Here is a 10,825-nt window from a genome sequence, read left to right as displayed (position 1 = left end):
TTGGAGCCCAATATCGTACAAGTCAATATAACCTAACATAAAATGAGTCGAAATAAGGCGATTGAAAGGATGGTTTTCTCGATTATCGTGAAATTTATACCATTTATGTAAACTTTATTGACACAAAGGCAAAGACGCTTTTATAATGATCCCACGAACGATGGGAATGATATCCAATTAAACGTTCGGATTAGAGAAGAGAAGCGGATGGGGAGTGGGAGAATGAAGGGAAAGCTTTGGAGAAGCGGTGCATTCGTATTGCTGGCGCTGACGCTCGCGCTGGCGGGCTGCGGCAAGAACGAGAACGCGGCGAAGACGGCGGCAAATGCGGACGGCACCAAAACGGGCGACGGCGGCAGCGAGAGCGACAGCGGCGGCGGAGAAATCAAGGTCGGCATTCTTCATTCTCTTAGCGGTACGATGGCGATCAGCGAAGTGTCGGTCAAAGACTCGGAAATGATGGCGATCGACGAAATCAACGCAAACGGCGGGGTCCTGGGCAAGAAGCTCGTGCCGGTCGTCGAGGACGGCGCTTCCGACTGGCCGACGTTTGCGGAGAAAGCGCGAAAACTCCTCTCCGAGGATAAAGTGGCGACCGTCTTCGGCGGTTGGACCTCCTCGAGCCGGAAGGCGATGCTGCCGGTCTTCGAAGAACTGAACGGCCTGCTCTGGTACCCCGTCCAGTATGAGGGGCTCGAGCAGTCGCCCAACATCATGTACACGGGGGCCACGACGAACCAACAGATCGTTCCGGCGGTGTCGTGGCTGCTCGAGAACAAAGGCAAGAAGTTCTTCCTGCTCGGCTCCGATTACGTCTTCCCGCGAACGGCGAACAAGATCATCAAGGAGCAGCTGAAGGTCGAAGGCGGCGAGCTGGCCGGCGAAGCGTACACGCCGCTCGGCCATACCGATTACGCGACGGTCATCGCCAAAATCAAGGAAGCGAAGCCGGACGTCGTGTTCAACACGCTGAACGGCGACAGCAACGTGGCGTTCTTCAAGCAGCTGAAGGACGCGGGGATTGCATCGTCCGACTTGACGACGCTGTCGGTTTCCGTGGCGGAGGAAGAAATCCGCGGCATCGGCGCCGACGTCCTGGCCGGCACGTTCGCCGCCTGGAATTACTACGAGACGACGGATACGCCGGCGAACAAAACGTTCGTCGAGAACTACAAGAAGAAGTACGGCGGCGACCGCGTCACGGCGGATCCGATCGAAGCGGGCTACGACGCGGTGTACCTGTGGGCGGCCGCGGTCGAGAAGGCCGGCTCCGCGGACGTCGGCAACGTGAAGGAAGCGGCCAAGGAGCTGGAATGGGACGCGCCGGAGGGCAAGGTCAAGATCGACGGCGAGACGCAGCACCTGTACAAAACGGTGCGGATCGGCGAAGTGCAGGCGGATGGCCAGTTCAAGGAAGTGTGGAACTCGGGGTCGCCGGTCAAGCCGGATCCGTACCTGAAAGGCTACGACTGGGCGAAGAGTCTGAGCACGGGCGGTTGACGGGGCGGCGCGGCCGGCTCGCCGCGCATGTTCTCCGGCCGCCCGCGCGCCGTTCCATTCGTTCTCCATGAGGAGGGAAAGCATGGACGTCACGATTGTTCAATTGTTCAACGGCATCAGCGTCAGCTCGATCCTGCTGCTCATCGCGCTCGGGCTGTCCGTCACCTTCGGGCTGATGAAGGTCATCAACATGGCGCACGGCGAGCTGATCATGATCGGGGCGTACACGGCGTACGTCGTGCAGAGCCTGTTTGCCGATTATTTGCCAGCCTCGGCGTTCGGCTGGTATTTCGCGCTCGCCATTCCGGCCAGCTTCCTGGCGGCCTTCGTCTTCGGCCTGGCGCTCGAGACAGGTCTCATCCGCTTCCTGTATGGAAGGCCCCTCGACAGCCTGCTCGCCACCTGGGGCGTCGGCCTGATGCTGCAGCAGCTTGCGCGCAGCGTCTTCGGCGCGCCGAACGTCGGCGTGAAGAGCCCGGCCTGGCTGGACGGAGGGCTTCATTTCGGGGCCGACATCGTGCTTCCGTACAAGCGGCTGTTCATCATCGGGCTTGTCATCGTCTGCCTGCTCGCGATGTACCTGTACATCTACCGGAGCCCGGCCGGCCGCCGCATGCGGGCCGTCATGCAGAACCGCGAGATGGCCGCCTGCCTCGGCATATCGACGCGCCGGGTCGACGCGGCGACGTTCGCGCTCGGCTCCGGCATCGCGGGCGTCGCGGGCTGCGCGCTTACGCTGATCGGGCCGATCGGGCCGTCGATCGGCACGTATTACATTGTCGACGCGTTCATGGTCGTCGTGCTCGGCGGCGTCGGCAAGCTGGCCGGCACCGTGCTTGGGGCGCTCGGCATCGGCTTATCCAATACGCTGTTCGAATACTGGACGACGGCTTCGCTCGGGAAGTTGATCGTGTTTCTGGGCATCGTCACGTTTCTGCAATGGCGGCCGAGCGGCTTCGTCGCGCTGCGCTCCCGCTCGCTCGACAATTGATACATCCCGGGCGAAGGCGCCCGTGAAAGGTGGAGAACGTCATGCCTATTCGCATCCTGCCGGCGCGGCGGCTTTGGCTGCTGGCCGCGTACGCGGCGGCCGCGGCGGCGCTGTTCTGCGCGCCGCTCGCATTGAGCGATTTTCGCCTCAACCTGCTCGCGAAGTTTCTGGCCTACGCCATCGTGGCATTGGGGCTCGACCTGATCTGGGGTTATACCGGTATCCTCAGCCTGGGCCACGGCGTGTTCTTCGGGCTCGGCGGCTACGCGATGGCGATGTACCTGAAGCTGGAGGCGAGCGGCGGACGGCTGCCGGATTTCATGGACTGGAGCGGGCTGACGAGGCTGCCGTGGTTCTGGAAACCGTTCGAATCGCTCGGCTTCGCGGTCGCGGCGGGCGTCCTGCTGCCGGTGCTGCTCGCGTTGTTCCTCGGCTACTTCACGTTCCGCAACCGGATCCGCGGGGTCTACTTCACGATCCTGACCCAGGCGCTCGTCATCATCGCGACGACGCTGTTCGTCGGCCAGCAGGCGTACACGGGCGGCACCAACGGCCTCACCGGCTACGGCAAGCTGCTCGGCCATTCGCTCGGGGCGCCGGAGACGAAGCGGTGGCTGTACTTCGCGACCGTGGCGGTCTTGATCGGGGCGTTCCTGCTGTGCCGGTTCCTCGTCAAGAGCCGTTTCGGCAAAGTGCTGCGGGCGATCCGGGACGGCGAGAACCGCGTTCGGTTTCTCGGCTACGACCCGGCGGTCTACCAAACGGCCGCGTTCGCCTGCTCGGCCGGGCTGGCCGGGCTCGCGGGCATGCTGTTCGTGCTGCACGTCGGCATCGTCTCGCCGTCGATGATGGGCATCGTGCCGTCGATCGAGATGGTGCTGTGGGTCGCCATCGGGGGCCGCGGCACGCTGATCGGGGCCGTGCTCGGCGCGGTGCTGCTCAATTACGCCAAGAGCGCGTTCAGCGAATCGTACCCGGACATGTGGATTATGCTCATGGGCGCGCTGTTCGTCGCGGTCGTCGTGTTCCTGCCGAAGGGCGCGGCGGGGGCGTTCGGCTTGCTGACGAAAGGCTTCGGAAGGAGGAGGGCGGCCGATGAAGGAGCCGACGGAGTCCGTTATCCTGCGGTGTGAGGACGTGACCGTCGAATTCGACGGCTTCAAGGCGGTGCGAGGGATGAATCTAGCGCTCGCGCGCGGGGAGCTGCGGTTCTTGATCGGGCCGAACGGCGCCGGGAAAACGACGCTGCTCGACGTCATCTGCGGCAAGACGAAGCCGGCCGCGGGGAAGGTGCTCTTCGGCGCCTCGGCCGCGATCGACATCACCCGCATGAAGGAGCATCGGATCGCGGAGCTCGGCATCGGGCGCAAATTCCAGACGCCGTCGATCTTCGCGTCGCTCACGGTCTACGAGAACGCGGAGCTCGCGATGAAGCAGAAACGCGGCGTCTTCGCCGCCATGCGCGCGAGGCTGCGCCCGGAGGAACGCGATCGCATCGCGGCACAGCTGGAGATGATCGGCCTCGCGGACAAGGCGCGGCTGCGCGCCGGCGGACTGTCGCACGGCGAGAAGCAGTGGCTCGAGATCGGCATGATGCTGCTCCAGGAGCCGGAGATTCTGCTGCTCGACGAGCCCGTGGCGGGCATGACCGACGACGAGACGGCGAGGACCGGCGAGCTGCTGCGGGAGATCCGCAAAACGCGCTCCGTCATCGTGGTGGAGCACGACATGGAGTTCGTGCGCACGTTCGCGAGCAAGGTGACCGTGATGCACGAGGGCAGGCTGCTGACGGAAGGCGCGATGGACGAGGTGCAGCGCGACGGGCGGGTCGCGGAAGTGTATCTGGGGAAAAGGCGGGATGCCGATGCTGGCCGTTCAACAGCTTGAAGCGGGGTACGGGGAAAGCGTGATCCTGCGCGGGGTCACGCTGCAGGTGAGGCCGGGGCAGGTGGTCTGCCTGCTCGGGCGCAACGGCGTCGGCAAGACGACGCTGATGAAGAGCATCATGGGCGTGCTGAAGGCGCGCAAAGGCTCGGTCTCCTATAAGGGGACCGATCTTACCAAGCGCCCGCCGGGACAGCGCGCGAAGCAGGGGATCGGCTACGTGCCGCAGGGCCGCGAGGTATTTCCGCAGCTGACCGTGTTCGAGAACGTGTTCCTCGGCTTGGAGGCATCGGCGGCGAAGAAGCGGGCGATTCCGGAATCGGCGATCGCGAAATTCCCGGCGCTGCCGGCGATGTACGATCGTCGGGGCGGCGACTTGAGCGGCGGGCAGCAGCAGCAGCTCGCGTTCGCCCGGGCGCTGGCGGCGGAGCCGGACCTGCTGCTGCTCGACGAGCCGTGCGAAGGCATCCAGCCGTCCATCGTCGAGGATATCCGCGACGTCATCCGGTCCATCAAGGCGGACGGGAAGACCGCGATTTTGCTCGCGGAGCAAAGCCTCGAGTTCGTGAAGAGCGTCGGCGACTACTTCTACATCCTCGAGAAAGGCGCGGTCGCCTGGGAGGGCGGCCTCGAGGACGTGAACGACGAGGTGATCCGGCACTACTTGACGGTGTGATTCGCGGAACGGTGAATCGGATTTATGTAATAAAACCTAACATAAGTATTGACACATGCAGAGGTCGGCTTTTACAATACAGATAAATGTAAGGTTACCTCACAACTTCAAATCGGTTCCCGGCACGCGACATCCCTTGGGAACGATAGGCTGTCTAGGGTTCCGTGACCGTTCGCGGTCAGTCTGGTCCAAGAGGCGGCGTATGGCGCTCCGTCCCGCAACCGCGCGGCCCGGCGGACCCATATAACACGGAAGGACAAAAGCCTGGGAGATCTCTCCTTGGGCTTTTTCTTTTTATACGCGGGAGGCATCCGGTCCGCCGGGAGCCCGAGCGAGAGAAGGGGAGTGGGGACGTATGAAGATGGGGAAAGCAAGGCAACGAATGGCCGGGGTGCTGGCGCTGGCCGTCCTGCTGACGACGCTGGCCGGCTGCGGAGGGGCCAAGGAATCGTCCTCGGGGGCATCGGGCGAACCGATCACGATCGCGCTCAGCCCGTGGCCGGGCTGGTTTTTCTGGTACTTGGTCGACGAGAAGGGCTTCTTCGAGAAGCACGGCGTGAACGTCGAATTGAAATGGTTTCCCGTCTACAGCGACTCCCTGCAGGCGCTCGCGACGGGCAAGGTGGACGCGAACAGCCAGACGCTCAGCGACACGCTCGCGCCGGCCTCGAAGGGCATCGGGCTGAAGGCCGTCCTCGTCAACGATAATTCCTTCGGCGGCGACGCCATCGTGAGCAAGACGAACATCGGGTCGATCCAAGAGCTAAAGGGCAAGACGGTCGCGACGGAGCTCGGCACGGTGGACCATCTGCTGCTGCTGACGGCGCTCGCCCAGAACGGCATGGGCGAGAAGGACGTCAACTATGTGAACATGACGGTCAACGACGCCGGGCCGGCGTTCATCTCCGGCAAGACCGACGCCTCCGTGCTGTGGGAGCCGTTCAAGACGACCGCGGTCAAGGAAGGCAAGGGCAAGGTGCTGTTCTCCTCCAAAGACACGCCGGGGCTCATTCCGGACCTGCTCGTCTTCCGCGACAGCGTCGTGAAAAACCGGCCGGACGACATCCAGAAGATCGTCGACGCCTGGTTCGAGGCGCTCAACTACTTCAAGTCCCATCAGGACGAAGCCATCAAGCTGATGGCGGAGAAGGCGGAGACGACGCCGGAGGACTTCAAGCAGGGCCTCTCGGGCATCAAGCTGTTCGGAGCCGACGACAACGTGAAGGCGTTCGGCAAGCGGGATAACGACTATACCTCGCTTAGCTTCACCGCCAAGACGACGGCCGACTTCCTGAAGAAGCTCGACATGGTCGGCGACATTAAGGATTTCGACGCGTTGTTCGACGCGAGGTTCGTCGAGAAAGCCGCCAAGGAGTGAGGACGATGACCGCGAAGAGACGCCGGAAAGCACCTCTGTTCCAAATGTTCAAGGACATCGGCGGAAGGCCGTTCGCCTTCGCCGCCGGCCTGTCGTTCCTGCTGCTGCTCGCGCTCTGGTCCGCGCTCAGCTACGGGAAGGCGGTCAATCCCGTCTTCCTGCCCGCGCCGGACCTCGTGCTGCGGGAGATGGCGTCGCTGCTCGGCACGAGCGACTACTGGCATCACATCGGCATCAGCGTCTTCCGCGTCTCCGCGGGGTTCGCGCTTGCCTGCGCCGTCGGCATTCCGCTCGGCATTCTCGCCGGCACGTTCAAGCTCGGGGAAGCGTTCGTGGAGCCGCCGATGGAATTCATCCGCTACATGCCGGCCGTCGCGTTCATTCCGCTCATCATGGTATGGGCGGGCATCGGGGAATGGGCGAAGATCCTGCTGATCTTCCTCGGCTGCTTCTTTCAGCTCGTGCTGATGGTCGCCGACAACACGCGCCGCGTGTCGCACGACCTGCTGCAGGCGTCGTTCACGCTCGGCGCCGGGCGGTGGAAGGCGATCGAAACGGTGCTCATTCCGGCCATTCAGCCGCAGCTGATGAACACGCTGCGCCTGATCCTCGGCTGGGCGTGGACGTACCTCGTCGTGGCGGAGCTCGTGGCGGTCAACAGCGGTCTCGGGTACGCCATCATGAAGGCGCAGCGCTTCCTGAACACGGATCAAATTTTCGTCGGCATTATCGTCATCGGCTTGCTCGGACTGATCAGCGACCGGATCTTCGCGTTCCTGAACCGCAGATTGTTCCCTTGGGCCTAAGCGCGGCGGCCGAGCCGGAAGAAACGGATAGCAGCTCCCGACAGGGAGACTTACGGGGAGGGAACGCGGGTGGAAGCTGCAGCGAAGCGCGAAGCGGTTGAAGAAAAGGCGCTGCCGCCGGCTGGTCCGGCAAGGACGGCGGCCGGCACGGACCCGGGCAGGGACGCAGGCGCGAAACAAGCGGGCGAAATCGCCGTTACGGGTCTGACGAAGGTGTACGAAACCAAGAAAAGCCGGTTCGAAGCGCTGGCCCCCATCGATCTGACGGTCGGCGCGAACGCGTTCGTGACGATCGTCGGGCCGTCGGGCTGCGGCAAGTCGACGCTGCTGCGCATCGTCGCCGGGCTCGACGAGCCGACGGACGGCAGCGTGCTGCTGGACGGGGAGGAGGTCGTCGGCCCGGGCGCGGAGCGGGGCATGGTGTTTCAAGGCTACACGCTGTTTCCGTGGCTGACCGTGCGCGAGAACATCGAATACGGGCCGAAGCTGAAGGGCGTCTCCACGCTGGAACGCCGGGCGATCAGCAGCCATTATTTGAAGGTGATCAAGCTGGAGTCGTTCGCGAACGCCTATCCGAAGCAGCTCTCCGGCGGCATGAAGCAGCGGGTGGCCATCGCCCGGGCGCTCGCCAACCGTCCGAAGGTGCTGCTCATGGACGAACCGTTCGGCGCGCTCGACGCGCAGACGAAGCTGGAGATGCAGGAGCTGCTGCTCGAGGTGTGGGAGAAGGAGAAGACGACCGTGCTCTTCATCACGCACGACATCGAGGAAGCGGTCTTTCTGTCCCAGCGGATCGTCGTCATGGGCGCCCATCCGGGGCGGATCCTGAAGACGTTCGACGTGGCGCTGCCCGCCCGGCGGACGCCGGAGGTTCGGGAGCTGCCGGGATTTCTGGCGCTCAAGCGGGAGCTGGGCGCGCTGCTGAAGCATTGACGGATTATCGATATTCCAAAACGACCGCACGGGGAGAGATCGACCATGGAACGTATTGGCAAGGCCGCCCGCCCGCGAGGGCGAATGTTGACCGTACTCGGTTTCGTCGTGACGCTGATGTTCTTCCGTCATCCCGCCGCTCGGCTATGAGCGGCGGTTTTTTTTGCGCGTCGCGCGCCCCGCGCCGAAGGCTTTCGCGGCCTCGCGCGGACGGCCGCGGCGCGTTTTGCCCAATGCATAAGAAAATGGGAGGGGATGAATACTATGGTCAGTTCGCTAAACACCTCTTTCAAGGATTCTCTCCTCTTGAATAATAAAGCTCTGCCGGCATCACCATCGTCCAGTCGAATTCAAAACCTTCCAAGGAAAGTGGGGCAACTAGAACATGAAAGCAACTGGAATTGTCCGTCGCATCGACGACCTCGGCCGGGTCGTCATCCCTAAGGAAATCCGCCGTACGCTGCGTATCCGCGAGGGCGACCCGCTGGAAATCTTCGTCGACCGCGACGGCGAGGTTATTTTGAAGAAGTACTCCCCGATCGGCGAGCTCGGCGATTTTGCCAAGGAATACGCGGAATCCCTCTCCGAAAGCACGAATCATATCACGCTGATCACGGACCGCGACAACATCATCGCCGTGGCCGGCGCGCCGAAGAAGGAGTACCTGGAGAAACAGATCGGCTCGATGCTGGAGGGCTGCATGGACAGCCGGAAGACGGTCGTGGAATCCAACGGCGGCTCGTTCGAGGTCGTGAAGGACGTCGGCGAAACGTTCAGCTCGTTCGTGGCCGCGCCGATCGTCGCGGGCGGCGATCCGATCGGAACGGTCGTGCTGCTGAGCAAGGACGAAGCGACGAAGATGTCGCAGATGGAAACGAAAATGGTGGAAACCGCAGCCGGCTTCCTCGCCAAACAAATGGAACAATGACGACGACAAGCTCTCTTGAAGGCCAGCCTTCGGGAGGGCTTTTTTGCGTCCGCGTCTCTTCTCTGCCGACCGTTAGGGTATAATGGGGGCAGGAGAAGAGACAGGCAGGTGCGGAAGCGTGAAGCAAAAGCAAGCGGGGAACTTGGCGGGAGGCGCCGGGAGCGAGGAACGGGACGTTCGCGCCCTTGGCGGGCAAGACGGACGGCACGAGGATGGACAGGCATCGTCGAGGAGCGAGGGCGAAGGCGCGGAGCGGCGCAGCGGCGGGACGGGACCGCGATTCATGCGGGGCGCCGCCTTGATGGGCGGCGCGATGCTGGTAAGCAAGGCGCTCGGCACGCTGCAGAAGATTCCGATGCAAAACATCGCGGGCGACCGCGTTTTCGGCATTTATAACGCGGTATATCCTTTGTACCAATTGCTGCTCGTCATGGTGACGGCGGGCTTTCCCGTGGCGATTTCGCTGCTGGTCGCCGAGCGCGAAGCCGCCGGGGACCGGAACGGCTCGGCGCGCGTGCTGTCGGCGAGCGTCCGGCTGCTGGCGGCGTGCGGCATCGCCGGCTTCCTGCTGCTGTGGACGGGCGCGCGCCAGATCGCGGACTGGCTCGGCGACGACGCCGCCGTACAGGCGGTCCGCGCCTCGTCGCTCGCGTTCTGGGTGGCCCCGGTCATGGCGGCGTTCCGCGGTTATTACCAGGGCCGCGGCCATATGCTGCCGTCGGCGGCCTCGCAGCTGGCCGAGCAGGCGGTGCGCGTCGCCGGCATGCTGGCGCTGCTGATCGCCGGCTGGCAGCTCGGCTGGCCCGACGCCCGGCTTGCGGCCGGCGCGACCGCGGGTTCCGCGATCGGCGGCACGGCCGGGCTCGCGGCGATCGTCGGATACTGGGCATGGGAGAAGAAGCGGGCCGCGGCCGGTACCGGGGCCGACGCGCTGAATGAGCGCCCCGCGGACCGCGGCAATGAGCGGCCGCCGAAGCGGGCGCGCGGCCAGGGACGGAGCCGCGACGGCCTGGGCGAGGCCGCAAGCCCGGGGACGAATGTTCGGATTCTGGGCGCGCGGCCGTCCGCCGAACCAGGGCTTCCGGGCGAGGCGGCTTCATGGGCGGACGCGCGGGAGCGGCGCCGTTCGGAAGCCGCCGCGGCGGGCGGCGGCCGGGCAGGCGGCGATTCGGATGCCGCCGCGGCGAGCCTGCCCGCGCTGATGAAGCGGCTCGCCCTGCTGGCGGTGCCCGTGACGCTGGGCGCCCTCGCGCTGCCCGTGCTGAACGTCGTGGACGCGTTCACCGTGCCGCGGCTGCTGCAGGGCGACGGCCTCGCCCAGCCCGAGGCGATGTCGCTGTTCGGGCTGTACAGCCGCGGGCAGCCGCTCGTGCAGCTGGTCGTGATGGTCGCCGGCGCGATGGGCGGGGCGTTCGTGCCCGCGCTGGCGGGCGCCCGCGCGAGCGGCGACGCGGACAGGATCCGGCGGCAGACGGCGCTCGTGCTGCGCGCCGCCTGGAGCGTCGGCGCCGCCGCGGCCGTAGGGCTCGCGCTGCTGGCCGAGCCCATGAACGTCATGCTGTACGCGGACGCGGACGGCTCGCGGACGTTCGCGCTGGTCGGGTGCACGGCGCTTGCCGGCACCGTGAGCGCGCTGGCCGCCGCCGTGCTGCAAGGGCTGGGCGCGGCGCGGACGCCCGCGCTGCTCATGCTGACCGCGGCCGCGCTCAAGGCGGCGTTCAACGCCGCC

10 protein-coding genes and 1 riboswitch are annotated in these 10,825 nt (G+C 64.8%); all 10 genes read left to right on the top strand.

The window, feature by feature from the left end; genetic code table 11:
* Positions 1 to 222: 222 nt before the first annotated feature.
* Complete coding sequence (gene urtA, locus I8J29_RS28030) at positions 223 to 1,500, top strand: urea ABC transporter substrate-binding protein (protein WP_208850656.1); 1,278 nt, start codon at positions 223 to 225, stop codon at positions 1,498 to 1,500.
* Positions 1,501 to 1,582: 82 nt separating this feature from the next.
* Positions 1,583 to 2,491: an urea ABC transporter permease subunit UrtB gene (gene urtB, locus I8J29_RS28025; protein ID WP_208850655.1), complete on the top strand. Its 909-nt coding sequence runs from the start codon at positions 1,583 to 1,585 to the stop codon at positions 2,489 to 2,491.
* Positions 2,492 to 2,532: 41 nt separating this feature from the next.
* Complete coding sequence (gene urtC, locus I8J29_RS28020; RefSeq protein ID WP_208850654.1) at positions 2,533 to 3,624, top strand: urea ABC transporter permease subunit UrtC; 1,092 nt, start codon at positions 2,533 to 2,535, stop codon at positions 3,622 to 3,624.
* On the top strand, positions 3,587 to 4,378 hold the full coding sequence (urtD, locus tag I8J29_RS28015; protein ID WP_208850653.1) for an urea ABC transporter ATP-binding protein UrtD: 792 nt from the start codon (positions 3,587 to 3,589) through the stop codon (positions 4,376 to 4,378). Before urtC ends, urtD begins: the two co-directional genes overlap by 38 nt.
* Positions 4,356 to 5,051 (top strand): urea ABC transporter ATP-binding subunit UrtE, encoded by a 696-nt coding sequence (urtE, locus tag I8J29_RS28010; RefSeq protein ID WP_208850652.1) that lies wholly within the window; start codon positions 4,356 to 4,358, stop codon positions 5,049 to 5,051. Before urtD ends, urtE begins: the two co-directional genes overlap by 23 nt.
* A gap of 143 nt (positions 5,052 to 5,194) precedes the next feature.
* Positions 5,195 to 5,324, top strand: a riboswitch (guanidine-I (ykkC/yxkD leader).
* 82 nt (positions 5,325 to 5,406) lie between these two features.
* Positions 5,407 to 6,429: an ABC transporter substrate-binding protein gene (locus I8J29_RS28005; protein ID WP_240546543.1), complete on the top strand. Its 1,023-nt coding sequence runs from the start codon at positions 5,407 to 5,409 to the stop codon at positions 6,427 to 6,429.
* Positions 6,430 to 6,434: 5 nt separating this feature from the next.
* On the top strand, positions 6,435 to 7,235 hold the full coding sequence (locus tag I8J29_RS28000; protein ID WP_208850651.1) for an ABC transporter permease: 801 nt from the start codon (positions 6,435 to 6,437) through the stop codon (positions 7,233 to 7,235).
* 189 nt (positions 7,236 to 7,424) lie between these two features.
* Positions 7,425 to 8,168 (top strand): ABC transporter ATP-binding protein, encoded by a 744-nt coding sequence (locus tag I8J29_RS27995; protein ID WP_338113308.1) that lies wholly within the window; start codon positions 7,425 to 7,427, stop codon positions 8,166 to 8,168.
* Between the two features lie 385 nt (positions 8,169 to 8,553).
* On the top strand, positions 8,554 to 9,096 hold the full coding sequence (gene spoVT, locus I8J29_RS27990) for a stage V sporulation protein T (protein ID WP_208850650.1): 543 nt from the start codon (positions 8,554 to 8,556) through the stop codon (positions 9,094 to 9,096).
* Positions 9,097 to 9,214: 118 nt separating this feature from the next.
* Positions 9,215 to 10,825 (top strand): oligosaccharide flippase family protein (locus I8J29_RS27985; RefSeq protein ID WP_208850649.1); only part of this gene is annotated, 1,611 nt, incomplete at its 3' end.

Origin of the sequence: Paenibacillus artemisiicola, from assembly GCF_017652985.1 — a bacterium.
Lineage (GTDB): Bacteria > Bacillota > Bacilli > Paenibacillales > Paenibacillaceae > Paenibacillus_Z > Paenibacillus_Z artemisiicola.
Note: the sequence above shows the minus strand (reverse complement) of the source record. Positions and strands in the feature narration are given on the sequence as shown.